The organism is Staphylococcus auricularis (assembly GCF_001500315.1).
Taxonomy (GTDB): domain Bacteria; phylum Bacillota; class Bacilli; order Staphylococcales; family Staphylococcaceae; genus Staphylococcus; species Staphylococcus auricularis.
The window spans coordinates 39,215-56,834 of sequence record NZ_LLER01000004.1 but is presented as its reverse complement, the minus strand read 5'-3'; the positions used below and the strand labels follow the sequence as shown (position 1 = coordinate 56,834).

General features: G+C 35.5%; 16 protein-coding genes and 1 other RNA gene. 2 read left to right on the top strand and 15 right to left on the bottom strand.

The annotated features are described in order from the left end of the window. Window positions 1-16 precede the first annotated feature (16 nt). The 5 genes from APS80_RS02855 to APS80_RS02840 form a co-directional block, all read right to left on the bottom strand. Window positions 17-1,144, bottom strand: coding sequence for a THUMP domain-containing class I SAM-dependent RNA methyltransferase (locus tag APS80_RS02855; protein ID WP_059106782.1), 1,128 nt, complete (start codon window positions 1,142-1,144; stop codon window positions 17-19). 181 nt (window positions 1,145-1,325) lie between these two features. After that, window positions 1,326-1,709: RNase P RNA component class B (gene rnpB, locus APS80_RS10550), an RNA gene on the bottom strand. 146 nt (window positions 1,710-1,855) lie between these two features. After that, on the bottom strand, window positions 1,856-2,185 hold the full coding sequence (gpsB, locus tag APS80_RS02850; protein WP_059106781.1) for a cell division regulator GpsB: 330 nt from the start codon (window positions 2,183-2,185) through the stop codon (window positions 1,856-1,858). Between the two features lie 10 nt (window positions 2,186-2,195). Beyond that, window positions 2,196-2,762: an SLOG family protein gene (locus tag APS80_RS02845; protein WP_059106780.1), complete on the bottom strand. Its 567-nt coding sequence runs from the start codon at window positions 2,760-2,762 to the stop codon at window positions 2,196-2,198. Window position 2,763: 1 nt separating this feature from the next. Then, window positions 2,764-3,093, bottom strand: a complete 330-nt coding sequence (locus APS80_RS02840) for a DUF1798 family protein (RefSeq protein WP_059106779.1) — start codon at window positions 3,091-3,093, stop codon at window positions 2,764-2,766. 381 nt (window positions 3,094-3,474) lie between these two features. Between APS80_RS02840 and recU the strand changes: the two genes are divergently transcribed. Both recU and APS80_RS02830 read left to right on the top strand, forming a co-directional pair. Beyond that, complete coding sequence (gene recU / locus APS80_RS02835) at window positions 3,475-4,101, top strand: Holliday junction resolvase RecU (RefSeq protein WP_059106778.1); 627 nt, start codon at window positions 3,475-3,477, stop codon at window positions 4,099-4,101. After that, entirely contained in the window at window positions 4,098-6,386 is a 2,289-nt protein-coding gene (locus tag APS80_RS02830; RefSeq protein WP_059106777.1) for a transglycosylase domain-containing protein, read from the top strand. Before recU ends, APS80_RS02830 begins: the two co-directional genes overlap by 4 nt. 666 nt (window positions 6,387-7,052) lie before the next feature. Here the strand turns inward: APS80_RS02830 and APS80_RS02820 are convergent. The 10 genes from APS80_RS02820 to APS80_RS02775 form a co-directional block, all read right to left on the bottom strand. Next, window positions 7,053-7,406: a YpoC family protein gene (locus tag APS80_RS02820; RefSeq protein ID WP_059106775.1), complete on the bottom strand. Its 354-nt coding sequence runs from the start codon at window positions 7,404-7,406 to the stop codon at window positions 7,053-7,055. A 4-nt stretch (window positions 7,407-7,410) separates the two neighbouring features. Beyond that, window positions 7,411-8,070 carry an endonuclease III gene (gene nth, locus APS80_RS02815; RefSeq protein WP_059106774.1) on the bottom strand — a complete coding sequence of 220 codons (660 nt, stop codon included), beginning with the start codon at window positions 8,068-8,070 and terminating at the stop codon, window positions 7,411-7,413. After that, window positions 8,060-8,755, bottom strand: coding sequence for a DnaD domain-containing protein (locus APS80_RS02810; protein ID WP_059106773.1), 696 nt, complete (start codon window positions 8,753-8,755; stop codon window positions 8,060-8,062). The genes nth and APS80_RS02810 overlap by 11 nt, the downstream gene beginning before the upstream one ends. Before the next feature lie 203 nt (window positions 8,756-8,958). After that, on the bottom strand, window positions 8,959-10,251 hold the full coding sequence (gene asnS / locus APS80_RS02805; protein ID WP_059106772.1) for an asparagine--tRNA ligase: 1,293 nt from the start codon (window positions 10,249-10,251) through the stop codon (window positions 8,959-8,961). A gap of 120 nt (window positions 10,252-10,371) precedes the next feature. Then, the gene (locus APS80_RS02800; protein WP_059106771.1) at window positions 10,372-13,062 is read right to left on the bottom strand and encodes a helicase C-terminal domain-containing protein; all 2,691 of its coding nucleotides are present in this window, start codon (window positions 13,060-13,062) and stop codon (window positions 10,372-10,374) included. Window positions 13,063-13,081: 19 nt separating this feature from the next. Continuing rightward, on the bottom strand, window positions 13,082-14,056 hold the full coding sequence (locus APS80_RS02795; RefSeq protein WP_059106770.1) for a biotin--[acetyl-CoA-carboxylase] ligase: 975 nt from the start codon (window positions 14,054-14,056) through the stop codon (window positions 13,082-13,084). Then, window positions 14,040-15,242, bottom strand: coding sequence for a CCA tRNA nucleotidyltransferase (locus APS80_RS02790; protein ID WP_059106769.1), 1,203 nt, complete (start codon window positions 15,240-15,242; stop codon window positions 14,040-14,042). Before APS80_RS02790 ends, APS80_RS02795 begins: the two co-directional genes overlap by 17 nt. Further along, window positions 15,226-16,371: an N-acetyl-alpha-D-glucosaminyl L-malate synthase BshA gene (gene bshA, locus APS80_RS02785; protein ID WP_059106768.1), complete on the bottom strand. Its 1,146-nt coding sequence runs from the start codon at window positions 16,369-16,371 to the stop codon at window positions 15,226-15,228. Before bshA ends, APS80_RS02790 begins: the two co-directional genes overlap by 17 nt. A 34-nt stretch (window positions 16,372-16,405) precedes the next feature. Then, window positions 16,406-16,738, bottom strand: a complete 333-nt coding sequence (locus tag APS80_RS02780) for a nucleotide pyrophosphohydrolase (protein ID WP_059106767.1) — start codon at window positions 16,736-16,738, stop codon at window positions 16,406-16,408. Between the two features lie 161 nt (window positions 16,739-16,899). Next, on the bottom strand, window positions 16,900-17,598 hold the full coding sequence (locus APS80_RS02775) for a zinc metallopeptidase (RefSeq protein WP_059106766.1): 699 nt from the start codon (window positions 17,596-17,598) through the stop codon (window positions 16,900-16,902). Window positions 17,599-17,620: the final 22 nt, after the last annotated feature.

Here is a 17,620-nt window from a genome sequence, read left to right as displayed (position 1 = left end):
GTCTTAAAACACAAAATTACTGTGGTCGTTCTCCCCAATATTGATAATACGTACATTCAATATAACCATTAAATAATTTTCTACGTTTCGTTGCTTTACGATTCGCTAAATATTCAAATTCCTTATTGCTCGTTAAGATATAAGCAGATAAATAAGGATGTTGTTTCATCAGTTTGCCGATATAACGATACATTTCGTTAACTTCTTCTCGATCCCCAATACGCTCACCGTAAGGCGGATTACCGACTAGTGCAATGGCTTGATTATCAGGCAGTGAAAGTGTGTTAACATCTTTAACGCTAAATTGTATGATATCGGACAAGCCAACTTCAGCTGCGTTGCGTTTAGCTATCTCTACCATTTCAGGATCGATATCAGATGCATAAACTTCAATCGGTTTGTCATATTCTGCTTGTTGATCAGCTTCATCTCTTAAATCTTCATATAAATTTTCAGGCATGATATCCCACGCTTCTGAAACAAAGTCACGGTTAAAACCAGGTGCGATATTTTGTGCAATAAGGCAAGCTTCAATTGCAATTGTTCCTGAACCGCAGAATGGATCAATCAATGGTGTATTGCCTGTCCAGTTTGCAAGGCGAATTAAACTTGCTGCAAGAGTCTCTTTGATAGGTGCTTCCCCTTGTGCGATACGATAACCTCTCTTGTTTAAGCCTGAACCAGATGTATCTATTGTAAGTAGCGCTTGATCTTTATGAATCGCTACTTCAACAGGATATTTCGCTCCTGTTTCTTCTAACCAACCGGAAACTTGATAGTTACGTTTAAGGCGTTCTACGATAGCTTTTTTGACGATCGACTGACAATCAGGAACACTATACAATTTAGATTTCACACTGCGCCCTTGCACGGGGAACTGACCATCTTCCGCGATGATGCTTTCCCAAGGTAAGGCCAATGTTTGTTCAAATAAATCATCAAATGAAGTCGTATGAAATTGCCCGAGTACGATTCTTACACGGTCTGCTGTTCTGAGCCATAAATTGGCTTTTGCGATCGCAGTTTCATCACCTTCAAAGAAAATTCTGCCGTTTTCGATTGTAGTTTCATATCCTAATGATTGGACTTCCTTTGCTACGACTGCTTCTAGACCCATAGGGCATACTGCTAATAATTGAAACATTAAACTTTCTCCTTTTATTACTACTGCTTACTTATTTATAATACTAAACTTTACTCTTTAAATGTGAAGAATTTTAGAAAATCACATAAATACTTTTTGCTATTTATGGTTGAAATTGTAACACGTCTATTCAAATAAAAAAGCTCTCCTATTTAGGAGAGCTTGTAACTAGTAATGATGTTTATGTAAGCCATGTTCTGTTCCATTGTACTGCGAACGTGTCCTAGCTACACTCGTACGCTGGTGGTAATCATCTGTCTACGCTATTTCGTTACGTTAAAATAACGTCTTGTTTATACGTTGAATTCCGCTAAACAAGTGCTCCTACCTAATTTGGATTGCTCACTCGAGGGGTTTACCGCGTTCCACCTTTTACGTTTCCGCAAAAGCTACGTCACTGTGGCACTTTCAAACGATTTTAACCATATTAATTAAACTTAGGTTATTTCGTTGCCGTCATTGATATGCCTTGACTTATTGTTTCGTCAAGCACGAACACTACAGTCATCTCAGACTGTGTGAGCATGGACTTTCCTCTATATTGCTATAGCGATTACCCAAAACACCATCTTTTAAATTATAGCACTATTTTACTTCATGTACAAATCAAATATAAGCTCAATGCTTATACTTTTCATCACAAACATTGAGCCTAATTAAGTATTTGAGCTTTCATTATATACAAATTTCACTTATGCAATGTATTTATTATTATTGTTGTTTACCGAAAACTGCTTTTTCAAGATTTGAAATACGTTTCAAGATATCTACATTGCTTGAATTAGAAGAGAAGTTTTTGTTTTCTTGTGGGCGTGATGATGCGACACGTAAGCGTAAATCTTCAACTTCTTTTTTTAATTTTTTATTTTCTTCAGAGAGTTTTACAACTTCACTATTTAAATCTGCCATTTTTTGATAGTCAGCTATAATTTCATCAAGAAATGCGTCGACTTCTTCTTTACGATAGCCACGCGTAACGGTCTTTTCAAAATCTTTTTCATAGATTTCTTTAGCTGATAATTTTAATGAAACATCTGCCATTATTTTCACCTCATTCGAAACTTTGTTCTTGAGACCATTGTAAATCATTGATGAATTCAGTCAGTTCATCAAATTCCACATTGTCACAAGTATAATTTGTTTTATCCATAAAATCAAATAACTTCCTTTTGAAGTATTTTGGACTACCCTCTTGCTCTTCATCGTAAATCAAGATAGTCATATCAGTGTGATCTAACATGAATTGGTCTGTGCGTTGAAATTGAAATGAACCTTGATACTCACTGTGGTACACACTATCTACAAAATCAGCTTGTTTTTCAAGCGCGACGTATTTAGCTTGGTTATTTTCGTTCCAGCGTCCAGTATGATTTAAAAATGGTGTGATGATACCGAGTTTTAAATCAGGATATTGTGCTTTCAGTTCTACTACAACTTCCCCAGCCCACATTTCAACTCCGATTTGACCTTGGATTAACACCCATTCCAAGCCTTCATCTATGAGTTGTTCTATTTTATGCTTAATAAATTGCTTTAAATAATAGACTTGAGGGGCATCATCTTTAAAAATATTCAATTCATATGATTTATAACCTGTAATATAAATTGTTTTTACCATACTATAACTCGTTTCTTTTAATATAGTTTAAATCATAATGGGTCGCTTTGAGTTTTTCTGTAAATAATTTACGACTAGTGCGTTGAAAATGACATTCGACAGAGAGTGCTTTCATGTTTTCTATCAATAAGTCAAATTTGGTTTGATTCATATAAGGTAAGCGAACAACTTCCTTATTAAATGTTTTAAACTGATCTAGTGTTTGATCTACTTTTTCTGCAAAAGGTTGCACCACTTCGAAGAAATCAAAGTCGCCTTCTTTTTTCGCTCTTTCATACGTTTGGGACATGGTTGTTAATAATGCGAGCAGTTGATCTAAGGTTTCAATCATAGTTTACCTCCATGCATAATGTATCACAATGTGTGTTGGAGCAAAATTGTTTTGTTCTCATATCGGAGTTGAGGAATTGGTTAATATCGGGCTTAAAGTGGTATCATGTTAGTATTGTGTAAAAGATGGTGCACATGCAATATTACAATAATGTAAGGTCACAGAACACATGTGTATGTTATATTACTCAGGAACCTTGTTTCTAAGTGTTGGCACGCACGTGAAACATTGTTTATTTACACAAATCGCGTTAAAATAACGTTAAGGTGAATTCGTTTTCCTTTTATCAAAATGAGAAAACCGATATCAATGGTTGGAAATTTTACTCATTTTAGGTATAATTAATGAGGTTTTTACATCCAAACAAAAGTGGTGACATTTATGAATTATCCGAATGGCAAACCATTTAAAAGAAATAAGTCTCAAGTCCGACGTACAAAGGATGATGAATCTAGTAAGATAGATCATGGTGGCCGTGGTATGTCACTAGAATCTGATTTAGAACAGTCTAATGCACACTACTTACGGAATAATATAGCGGTTATACATAAAAAACCAACGCCCGTTCAAATCGTGAATGTGCATTATCCAAAACGAAGTAAAGCTGTCATCAATGAGGCTTATTTTCGAACACCTTCAACCACTGATTACAATGGGATTTATAAAGGATATTACATTGATTTTGAGGCAAAAGAGACGAAAAATAAAACGTCTTTTCCTTTAAATAATATCCACGATCACCAAGTAGAACACATGGATGCTTGCTACGAACAGGCAGGTATCGTTTTTCTTGTGATACACCTTAAATCATTAGATGAGGTTTACTTACTTCCCTATTCAAATTTTAAATATTTTTGGCAAAGACACAAAAATAATGTTAAAAAGTCAATTACGGTTGAAGAATTAAGAAAAAATGGTTACTATATTCCTTATCAATATCAACCACGATTGAATTACCTCAAGGCCGTTGATAAGTTGATATTAGATGAAAGTGAGGACCGCGTATGACGGAAAGTAAAGGGGCTTCTCGTAATAACAACGGAAAGTCCAATAAAAAAAAAAATAGAAATGTCAAGCGTACAATAATTAAAATTATTGGCTTTATCTTAATCGCTTGTATCATTTTAGCTTTGGTAGGAATACTCTTATTTGCATATTATGCGTGGAAAGCACCAGCATTTAATGAGTCGAAACTCAAAGACCCTATTCCAGCAAAGATATATGACAAGGATGGAGAATTAGTTAAGACGATGGACAAAGGACAGCGTCGGGAACACGTAGAAATTGACGACGTCCCTAAAACAATGAAAGAAGCCGTCTTAGCTACAGAAGATAATGGTTTCTATAACCATGGTGCGCTGGACTACAAACGTTTAGCCGGTGCGGTAGTTAAAAACGTAACTGGTGGTTTTGGTTCACAAGGTGCATCAACGCTGACACAACAAGTTGTTAAACGTTCGTTCTTAACTGATAAGAAATCGATAGCGCGTAAAGCACAAGAAGCTTACCTATCATATCGTTTAGAACAAGAATATAGTAAAGATGAAATCTTTGAAATGTATCTCAACAAGATCTACTATTCTGATGGCGTTTATGGTGTAAAAGCCGCAGCTAAATACTATTTCGATAAAGATCTTAAAGATTTAAATCTTGCAGAAAGTGCTTATTTAGCCGGACTTCCACAAGTGCCTGAAGTAAACAATGTTTATAACAATCCAGAAAAAGCAGAATCTCGTAAAGATACAGTACTATATTTAATGAACAAACATGATAGAATCACTGACAAACAGAAAAAAGAAGCGCAAGATACACCTATCGAAGAAAATCTAGTTGATCGAACTCAGGAAGAACGACAAATTTCACCTGAAGATGAAAATCCTGAATATGCGTCATATGTCAACTTTGTAAAATCTGAACTCATGAACAACAAAGAATTTAAAGGCCAAGACTTAGCCGATGTACTTAACAGTGGTATTAAGATTTATACAAACATGGACAAAGACGTGCAAGAAACACTACAATATCGTATAGACAATGGTAGTTATTATAAAAATGATGACCAACAAGTCGGTGCGACAATTGTAGATAGTAAGTCAGGATCACTTGTAGCCATTTCTGGTGGTAGAAATTATAAAGATGTGGTTACGCGTAACCAAGCCACTGACCCACATCCAACAGGTTCTACCTTGAAACCATTCCTTGCATATGGACCAGCAATTGAAAATATGCAATGGGCTACAAACCATGCCATTCAAGATGAATCTGCTTATCAAGTTGACGGTGTGACATTCCGAAACTATGACCAAAAAGGTCACGGTACGGTAAAAATTTATGACGCCTTACGTCAAAGTTTCAATATCCCTGCACTTAAAACATGGCAACAAACACGTGAAAATGCAGGTAATGATGCACCGAAAGATTTCGCTAAAAAAGTAGGTTTAGAATATGAAGGAGATATTGGCCCTTCTGAAGTTCTCGGTGGTTCATCTTCTGAATTCTCACCTACTCAATTAGCATCAGCATTTGCGGCTATCGCAAACGGCGGTGAATATAACAACGCACATTCTATTAAAAAAGTTGTTAAAGATGATGGCGAAACAATCGAATACGACCATACAAGTCATAAAGCGATGGAAGATTATACTGCTTACATGTTAGCTGAAATCTTAAAAGGTACATTTGAGCCTTATGGTTCAGCTTACGGCCATGACATTGATGGTGTTAATGTGGCAGCCAAAACAGGTACTGGTACTTACGGTGACGAAACTTATCAAGAATATAACTTGCCAGACAGCGCAGCCAAAGATGTTTGGATCAGCGGTTTCACACCTAAATACAGTATGGCAATATGGATGGGCTTCAGTTCTGTTAAAGAAGGCGGAACAAACTCATTCGTAGGTCACCAAGAACAAGACTTCCCACAATTCTTATTTGATGATGTCATGACACAGATTTCACCTAGAGACAATGCAGACTTCAAGAAACCAGATTCTGTAAATGGTAGCAGCAAAGATAGTTTATCTGTTTCAGGTCATTCAGATAATAACACAACAACTAGTACACCAAATGGTCAACCAAGCAGCAGTTCATCAAACAGTAGTTCATCATCAAATTCATCTTCAAGCAATAGCAATAACAATCAACAAGGTACACAGCAAAATAATCAACAAAATGGTCAAGGCCAACAAAATGGTAATCAACAGCAGCAACAACAAAATGGTAATTCCATAACTGGTACTTTAGGTAGATTGTTTAATGTGAATATGATATTTGATGATCAACAAGCTTCATAAATTTAATGAGCACAAACAAAACCCTCTCTATAGCATTCAACACTATAGAGAGGGTTATTTGTGTACAAAAAAGCTCTCCACCATTTATGATATATTAATATCAATATTTATTAAGTGGTGTTCTATAGATTGCTTACCTGTCCTCGCTTTCCTAGGCGCCTCACTTCAACTAATTTTGGCTAATAAAAATACCTTTAATTACTACATGTATTTGGCCAAAATGGATTTTCAGTTTCGGCTAGATGCCTCAGGAGTCTCGGACGGTGATGCAATCTAAAAAAGAGCGACTTTACCTTTTTTAGTGGAGTCGCTATTTCTTATTTCGTTTATAAAGTCTAAAGATAATAAAAGTCTTACTTTTAAATATATTAAATTTATGATAACCGTAGTATACCTGCTTAATCAACTTAATTTTATGATTGATTACTTCTATTGCCCGTTATTCAAACTTTGATAATCCATCGTATTATCTATAATTTGTTGATGCTTTTTATAAAATCTGACGATTTTTATATGTCAGATATCACTTAATTATTATTAATTGAATGGAGTGTGTTTAGAAACTTTAACTTGTCTGAAGGCTTTAAACCGACTTCAAATCAAAAACAACTTTATAAGTAACACTAAAAAGGATGACGTTTCGTCACCCTATCCTAATTATTCACTTTATGAACGTTTTTGTTGATGTTTCGTACGTATTAAATAAGCAGCGTTCATTTTAATCAATTCATTCTTCATCGTTTGCATTTGTTTAAATCCCATAAAATGATATTTGCGTTGAAGGATGTAGTCATAGCGTTCTTTAAAGTTCATCGGTACAACCGGTAACGTATCTAGTGTGTCCTCAGATAAGTTACTTAACGCTTTCTCTTCGATATGATTACATTGTTTAAAAAACTGTTCGATTGCTGACCAATATTGATCGAGCAATGCATGTGCTTCCTTTGATTTTAATTTTCGCTTTTGAACATATGGCATGATTTGTTGTTCTAAATCATTTAATGTGTCTTTTGTGATCAAGTTCTCACGCTTCTTTCAGTTGAGCACGATATCGTTTTTGTCCTTCTCTACAATCGTCTAATAACGGACAAACATCACATTTAGGTGAACGTGCTAAACAGTGATATCTCCCAAAGAATATAAGTTGGTGATGTGTTTTACTCCAACGTTCTTTCGGTACTACTTTTTTCAATTTATCTTCTACTTGCCCTACATTATCTTTCCAGCGACAAATACCTAAGCGTTTGGATACACGTTCCACATGTGTGTCTACAGCGAGTGAGGGTTCGTTGAATGCGACACTCATCACGACATTAGCTGTTTTACGTCCTACACCTGCGAGACTTTCTAATTCTTTATGTGTAGAAGGCACTTGACCGTCAAATTTATCTAAGAGTGAACGACATAATTTCATGATATTTTTCGCTTTATTTCGATAGAGACCAATTTGTTTAATGTCATTTTCGAGTTCTTCTTGTGAGACAGCTAAATAATCTTCAGGCGTCTTATATTTTGAGAATAAATGTTTGGTTAGCTTGTTTACAGAACGGTCAGTGGTTTGCGCTGAAAGTAACACTGCGATCGTCAGTTCAAACGGATTATCATGCGTTAATTCGCAATGTGCATCTGGAAACATATCCGCGATGACATCAATCATTTCGAGCGCCTTTTTATTACTTACCATCTGTTGTGTCACCTCCATTTAGCCAATCAATTTTAGGTACATGTGTCACTTGTTGGGTTTTTTTCGGTTGTTTATGATCAAATTTTTCACGAATTGGTTTAGCTTCTTCGACTGTTTTAACATTATGTTTCTTCCAGTTGAGCAAGATACGATCAATGTATTTCATGCTGAGTTTATCATTACTTTCTGCTTCATTAAGCGCCGCTTGTATCAATGAAAAATCAAGTTGATCCACGTCTATCCAATGATTTAAGGTTTCAATTTCATAAGGAGATAATGTACGACCAAATGTCTGTTCAATTTGTTGGAATAGCTGCTTAAATTCTAATTGTTGTTGTTCATTATCATTTTGCTTATCTAAATGTGTAAGGATATCATTAAATTGTTCGTAAAAAGGATCTAAATCCATGTATTCTGTAAATTTGCCTTCTTCATCCTTTTTGACTTGAAGATGAAGCAAATCTCGCTGGATTAAATTTTGTATAATGATTGAAATATCGCGTGCATCTAACGTACTACCTTGTTGAAGTGATTCAATTGAAGGTTGCTTGTTAGATTGTTCAGAGGCATAAATCAGTTTAATTAAGATAACCAGTTCCGTTTCATTGATGCCTAACTCACTATAATGATCTAACAGAGATTTGTGTAGTACGACTGGTCGTTGCTTTAACTGCTCGATATTCATATACGTTCGCCTCCTACTTTTTTGAATCATGCATTCTCGTTTTCAATATTTTATACAACTCGGACTATGATTTTAAACTATCGAGTTTCATAGTTTCAATAATTAAGCTTTTCTTTCATAACTGTATATCTTTATAAAGCAAGAGAGGCTGAGACAATAAGTCGCCTCAGCCTTCGAACGTGCTTTTTCTTAAAATGAAGATATTAAGGATATAAACGATTTAATAAACGTGGGAATGGTGATGTTTCACGTACGTGTTCTACACCTGAAATCCAAGCTACGGTACGTTCTAATCCAAGACCAAAACCACTGTGAGGTACACTACCATAACGACGAAGGTCTAAGTAGTAATCGTAACTATCGGCATCTAAACCGTATTCATCGATGCGTTGTTCAAGTAGTGATAAATCGTTGATACGTTCAGAACCACCGATGATTTCACCATAACCTTCAGGGGCAATCAAGTCAGCACAGAGTACTGTGTCTTCATTTTCAGGGTTAGGTTGCATATAGAATGGTTTAATTTTTGTTGGATAGTTCGTAATAAATACTGGTAAATCAAAGTGATTTGCGATTGTTGTTTCATGAGGCGCACCGAAATCTTCGCCCCATTCAATATCTTCAAATCTTTGTTCTTTTAAGAATTCAACGGCATCATCATATGTGATACGTGGGAATGGTGTCGCAACTTTTTCTAAGTTTGTCGTATCTCTATCTAATGCTTTTAATTCTAATTCACAATTTTTAAGTACAGATTGTACGATATGAGTTACATATTGTTCTTGTACTTCTAAGCTTTCTTCATGGTTACAGAAAGCCATTTCTGGTTCAATCATCCAGAATTCGATTAAGTGACGACGTGTTTTAGATTTTTCAGCACGGAATGTAGGCCCAAATGAGAATACTTTATTATATGCCATTGCCGCTGCTTCCATGTATAATTGACCACTTTGAGATAAGTAAGCATCTTGGTCAAAATATTGTGTTTGGAAGAGTTCACTTGTGCCTTCTGGTGCACTCGCAGTTAAAATTGGCGGATCAATTTTTGTGAAACCATGTTCATTAAAGAATTCATATGTTGCACGAATGATTTCATTTCTGATAATCATCACTGCGTGTTGTTTTCTAGAACGAAGCCATAAGTGACGATGATCCATTAAGAATTCAGTACCGTGATCTTTTGGTGTGATTGGATAGTCGTGTGATTCACTGATGACTTCAATAGATTTAACTTGCATTTCGTATCCAATATCTGAACGATCATCTTCCGTAATTGTACCTGTGATATAGAATGATGTTTCTTGAGTTAAATCTTTCGCAAGTTGGAATGTTTCTTCATCAAGTTCTGATTTTACAGCGACCCCTTGCATAAATCCAGTACCATCTCTAAGTTGTAGGAAAGCAATTTTACCGCTGGAACGTTTATTATGTAACCAAGCGCCAATTGTGACTTCTTGGCCAATATGTTGTTTTGCTTGTTTTATCGTTGTTTTCATAACCATACTCCTATTAATTATTATATAGTAATGTAATCCCTTATTATTTTAACAAACTAGAGATCTAACTTCTAGAGACTAAGAAAGAATCATCATGCTTGTGTTGCCTCTTCAAAAATATTATTTCTCTTTTTTTAATTTCTGTAACGTATGTCGAAATTGTTTAATATTCCCTTTTTGTCGTTTGAATTGTTCTAATGTTTGCGTGAAGAATTGTTTATATTGGCTATGAATGAGTCGATCGTCGAATGAAACAATAATACCTTTATCATTTTCATTTCGAATTAAGCGACCTAACCCTTGTCTAAAACGCGTCACTGCATCGGGTAGTACATATTCTTTGAAAGGATTATCGAATTCTGACTGCATTAAACAATATTTCGTATTATTTTGATTCATGAATGGTAGTTTTGCGATCATGACACATTTAATACCGTTGGATTGAAAATCAAAACCTTCAAAGAATGTACCCGTACCTAGTAAGATTGCTTTATCGAAATGGTTAAATTGCTGCACAATTTTATAGTTTTGATTTTGCTGTTGCGTAAGCACAACGTAGTCTTCAAATTCTGGTAAATCATTAATCAATTCCTGTACCATGTACATCATTTTATAACTTGTGAAAAGCATTAAACATTTAGATTCGACTTCATTTATATAAGCAATTAAATAATTAACGATGCTGTTTACATATTCTGTGATGTTCTTATAATTATATGCCTCGATGTCGTTTGGCGTGAATACGGTCGTTTGATTTGAAGACATCGGTGGACTATCAATTTTTACTGTGTTGAATTTAGTATCTTTATTAAACCAATTTTTAAAGTAATCAAAGGAATGATTAAACGTCAATGTGCCGGAGATAAATGTCAGTGCATTGAACTTATCTAGCACTTGAGTCGTCAGTACATCTTTCACATCGTAGTCTTTGACGTGGAGTTTAATCGTTGATTGTTGATTTAAATTTTTAATAGATAGATAGCACATATGACCCGCTAATAAACTTTGTTCAATCGCTTTAAATGAATCATTGATATAGAGCAATTGTTTACGAATTGTTTTAACTGTTTTATGACTCATGCCATTAAAATATTCTAACGTGATATTGAGTTTATGAATAATTGATTTTATGTTTGCAATAATGTCATCTGTCTCAAATTGATAGACGAAATGAATTTTCTTCACTTCATCGTCGTGAATCGTTGATTGGTGGATAATATTGAACATCGTATTAAACAGTCTTTCAACATCATCATGGATTTCGTTTACACTTATTTTCACGCCAAAGACGTCTATCGGTGGTATATCTAAGCGTTCTAATATGCGTTGTTGCTCAAGGTGGTCAATGTCATTCAACAGTTTTTCATTTTCTGTTTTTCCAATGAGGCCTAGTTGGTACTTGATATCAGAATAGCTCAATTCGTTTGTCACGCTATTTAACGCATAATCTGGTAAGCGGTGTGCTTCATCAATAATACAGTCATCAAATAGTTGATAAATAGAACTATCGCTAGAAGAATGAATCAAGTGTGCATGGTTGGTAATACCAATTTGTATATTTTGAGCATTCCGTTTTAAGAAATTGTAATAGTGGATATCATTGGGCACAGGCACGTACGTTTCACTTTTTTGTTCAAAGTACATTTTTTGCCCGCCTTTTAAGTTAAGCTCTTGAATATCCCCTGTTTCTGTTTCAGTAAGCCAGATAAGTAGCTGCATTTTTAAAATATTGACTTCGTAATTCGTCGCATCTTCTTTCAATATTTGACTAACGAGGCCTAATGATATGTAATCTTTCTTACTTTTGATCAATGCTGCATTGATTTTTATATTAAGTGCTGATTTTAAAGCTGGTATATCTTTTTCCAATAATTGATTTTGCAGTAATTTCGTATTGGTAGAAATCATCACGTGTTTGCCCGTTTCAATATTATACATTAATGCTGCGAGTAAATAAGAGATAGATTTACCACTACCGAGAGGTGCTTCAATCATTCCTTTCTCACTATGCATTAACTGCTCTAGAATGATTTCAGCAAGATATAATTGTTGAGGACGATATGTTAAATCGAGTGCCTCAGTTAACGTAGTATATAAATCTTTAAGATCTCCATCATATGTTAATGTCGGTGCTTTGAAATCTTTTTGTTTTTTATAAATCAACTGTTCAAAACGACTGAAATTTTTAGGCATGGCATCTCCATCGAAAAGCCGAACCATTTCGAAGAGTACATCTGATAGGTCATATTTAAGTGTTTTACTTAAGTAATATAATTGTTTTAATGTATCTAACGGTAGCGCATTAAATTTATCAAAAGCGAGAATCATGAGTTTAGCGGTCGTCGTCGCATCCTCATCCGCACGATGCGCATTAGTTAAAGGAATTTGGTGTGCAGCTGCTAACTCGCTCAATTGATAACTTTTATCTGTTGGAAATGCGATTTTAAATAGTTCGAGCGTATCGATGACCTTTCTAGGTTCAAAACGAATGTGACAATTGTCGAATGCTTTTTGAATAAAATTGAGATCGAATGCGACATTATGTGCTACGAAAATACAGTCTTTAAGTAAATCGTATAGTTCATCAGCGATTTCATGAAAATATGGCGCCTGTGTGAGCATATTTTCTTCAATTGAAGTTAAGGCTTGAATAAATGGAGGAATTTCGACGTCCGTATTAATCATGGAATGGTAAGAATCAATAATTTGGTTATTCTGGACAAATGTGACACCAATTTGAATAATTTCATCATAATCGATTTGATTACCTGTCGTTTCTAAGTCCACTACTGCATAACAAAGTTTAGACATTTCTTACCCTCCTTTGGTACTATAAATCGATATCCGCACTCATCAATTTTTTTAGTTCACCTGTTTGTTCATTCTCTACGATGAGATAACCGGAATCGTCTATGTCTAATGCTTGGCCTTCAAATTGCGTACCATTTTCAGTAAATCTGAGCTTTCTGTGCCACATGTTTGTAGCGTTTTTGTATTCTTCTTTAATAGTAGAAAAAGGCTGAGTCATAAATTGTTGGTAACGCTTATCGAATTGTTCAATAAGTGTAGCTAAAAAGCTATATCTATTAATCTTTTCATCTGCGTGCAAACGAATACTTGTTGCAATAGATTGCAATGTTTCATCAAAGTCATCAGCTTGGTGATTCATGTTGATACCTATCCCGCATATCACGGCTTCAATACCATCATTATTTGCCACCATCTCTGATAAAAAGCCACACACTTTTTGATCTCCAATGTAAATATCGTTGGGCCATTTCACACTGACTTCGTCATTTGAACATTGTTGAATGGCGTCTCTTATACCTAGTGCAATAAATAAATTGAATTTTGTAATCATATCAAATGATACGTGAGGACGAACGACTAAGGACATCCATAAACCTTTGCCTTTTGCCGAATCCCAAGGACGATTGAAACGTCCCTTTCCTTTAGACTGTTCATTACTCAAAATCAAAAAGTGATCTTGATTACCTACAAGTTTTTGCTTTGCAACTAACTGTGTCGATTCAATCGTATCAAACACTTCAATGTGATTGAAATAGATATCTTCAGGTAACACTGATGTTACGATACCTTGGTACCATTTGTCTGGTAACGATAATAATCTATGGCCCCGTTGATTTAATGATTCGATCTCACAGCCTTCTTCTTTCAACTTATCGATATTTTTCTTCACAGTAGTACGTGAAATATGTAGTTGATTCGCAATAAATTCACCAGAAACATAATCTGGAGCATATTGATAGAGCATTTGTATGACATTATTATTGTATTTCGACATGTTTATCCATCCATTCTAACAATAAATCTTTTGAATTGTGCACTTGATTGTTTATGACTGCGTTTTCCAGTTGGTACAAGACATCTTTGACCCAAGGGCCACCTTTTCGCTCAGTATGATCAAGTAAATCCTTACCTGTAACGACTAAATCTTGACGTTTACTTATTGGTAATTGTGATGATGTTTCCCTTATGATCTGAGTATTGATAATGAGTGTACTCGGCGTTGCAATGTTATTTTTTTCCATCACATCTTCTAAGCTCAACGCATGTAATATTAACTCTTTACCATAATCGTAAACGAAACGTTTTAAGGTTGCTTTTGTAGAAATCTCAGGTAGTTGATTGATTACTTCTACTAAACGATTGATATATTGTTTGTCTTTATTGCTTAATTTTAGCTCGGAAAGTGCAGCAAGTGGTGCTTGTTGTACGAATAAAAGCGCAATAAAATCATTAAATGTAACAGAACGGTCTACTGTGAAGGCGTCCATGTTGAAGTGCTCGAAAAATGGCATATAGTGAAAAGCATTTAGTGTAAGCATGTATTGATAACTTTCTGCTACATGTTTACCCGCTATGAGCTTTTGTAATTCAACGACGATGCGTTCTACTGATAAATAGGCTAATTGATCAATGAGTTGCGCCATGGCTTCATATGTCTCAGGTGCGATTGAAAAACCGAGTTGTGCCTGAAAGCGTAATCCACGTAAGATGCGAAGAGCATCTTCTTCAAACCGTTCTGTCGCTGGGCCTACCGTTTTGATCACACATTGTTCGATGTCTCTTTGACCATGAAAATAATCGTGTAATTGGTAATCGCTATCCATCGCAATCGCATTCATCGTAAAGTCTCTACGTTTCACATCTTCGTATAAATCGCGCACAAAGTATACTTCATTTGGGCGTCGGTGGTCATCATAGTCGCCTTCTGCCCGAAAAGTCGTCACCTCATATTGATCGTCTTCCATCACGACATTTATTGTCCCATGTTCCTTACCTATAGGCACTGTTTTGGGGAAAATGGCTTCAATTTCATCCGGTGTGGCGCTCGTTGTAATATCAACATCATGTATCTCACGTTCCATGAGATAATCTCGTACCGCCCCACCAACAAAATAAGCATCATGTCCATGTTGTTTGATAGTCTCTAGTACAGGTTTAGCTTGTTCAAATAGAGTATTCATCGTGATTACCTTCAATGAGTTTATTATAGTAATATTCATATTGATCAGCAATGAGATCCGAATTAAAGCGTTCAGCAATATCCTCTAACATTGCCTCGCGAAAGCGTTGATATAATTCATCGTCTGTCAGTAAACGAATGGCGTATTGACTCGCCTGATCACTATCACCAACATCGACAATATAGCCTGTTTTGCCATGTTGGATGACTTCTTTAATACCACCTGCATTTGAACCGATAGGAACAACACCTGATTTCATCGCCTCGAGCAATGTTAAGCCAAAGCTTTCCTTTTCACTTAATAATAAGACGAGATCTGACATCTGATAGAATTCGCTCACCCAATCTTGCTTGCCTAAGAATAAGACGTGATCTTCAAGGTTTAAGTTACGTACCTTTTGTTTCATGTCCATGAGCTCTGGTCCATCACCAAGTAAAATGAGCTTCGACGGAATTTCTTGATGCACTTTTTCAAATGTATCGATAATCGTATCAATACGTTTAACCCCACGGAAATTAGAAACATGGATTAATACTTTTTCTTCAGGTTTGATACCATATGTCTCTTTCAGCTTATCATTGCGTTTCGTTGGAAATTCTTGTTCACGCACAAAATTATAAATCGGGATGATTTCTTTAGATGTTTCTATGATTTCATTCGTTTGTTTTGCTAATGAGTGACTCACACTTGTTACGATATCACTTTGCTCTATGCCAAATTTGATTGCGTTTTTAAGTGTGTGATCATAACCGAGGACGGTGATATCTGTACCATGCAGCGTGGTCATAATTTTGATATCGTCATTACCAGAGATTTGTTTTGCTAAAATACCACAAATTGCATGCGGAACTGCATAATGCATATGTAATACATCTAAGTGATGTTCATTGATGACTTCTGCAATTTTCGTACTCAAAGTAATATCATACGGTGGATATTGAAAGACAGCGTACTGATTCACTTCCACTTGATGGTAAAAGATATTCGGCAATGGTTTGCGTATTCTAAAAGGAAGATTAGAGGTAATAAAATGAACTTCGTGCCCGCGTTCAGCTAATTTGATTCCTAATTCAGTTGCAATAATGCCCGAACCTCCCATTGATGGATAACATGTAATTCCTATTTTCATAAGGTGATCAAACCTTTCTAAAAATTGATGTAAGTTATTTACGTTCGAAACGATCCTTATCTCTTGTATTAAATTTGTGCATCGTTTCATCAAAGCTTTCTGTCATATCGATGTCTAATGAATTTGCTATACATAACAGCACAAATAAATTGTCTCCTAATTCTGCTTTGACTGTGTTATGTTCTTCTGAGTCTTTTTTCTTTTTCTCGCCATGATAGTGGTTAATTTCTCTCGCTAGTTCGCCCACTTCTTCAGTCAATCTTGCCAAATTCGCTAAGGGTGAAAAATAACCAGCTTTAAATTGACTGATGTATGCATCGACTTCTTGTTGCATATCAAGCATCGATTTATTTGTTTTTCGTTCCATTTCGTGCCAAGCTCCTTTAACCGATTTCTCATTTAGTATAGCTTAAATTAATACTGTAACAAACTGGTTTGTTTATGCCTTGTCTTGATCATATCTCTCACTCTGATACGATTTTCTATAAATGAAAAACCCTACCGCAATGGGTAGGGTTTAAATCAAAATTAATTATCACTTGATCTAGCGATAAGAATAATACGTGCAAGCTCTGCAAGTGCCACTGCTGTAGAAGCGACATAAGTCATTGCAGCTGCAGATAACACTTTTCTTGCGTGTTTGTGTTCTTTTTCGTTTACAATGTTTAAGCTTTGAATTTGTTTCATCGCTCTGCTACTAGCATCAAACTCAACAGGTAGCGTAACAATAGAGAAAAGAACAGCTAATGAAATTAATCCAGCACCAATCCATAATGCTGTTGAACCGATTGCCATTTGCATTGCAGTCGTAATGATACCAATCATAATGACAATGTAACCTAGAGAACTACCTAAGTTAGCTAACGGTACAAGGGCATTTCTAAATCTTAAGAAGAAATAACCTTCAGCATGTTGGATTGCGTGTCCGACCTCGTGGGCTGCTACTGCAGTACCAGCGACAGATGGACGGTTAAAGTTTGCCGGTGATAGTACAAGGACTTTTTTACTTGGATCGTAGTGGTCAGTTAAGAAACCACGTCCTTCTACAACATCTACATCATAAATACCGTTTGCATGTAGAATTTCTAAGGCAACTTCTTCACCTGTTTTTCCACTTGTAGATCTAACTTGTGCGTATTTTTCGTAGTTAGATCTTACTTTGTGTTGCGCCCACATAGGCAAAATCATCAGGATAACAAAGTATATGACCATAAATATTAAAGACATAAAACACTCTCCTTACTATTAC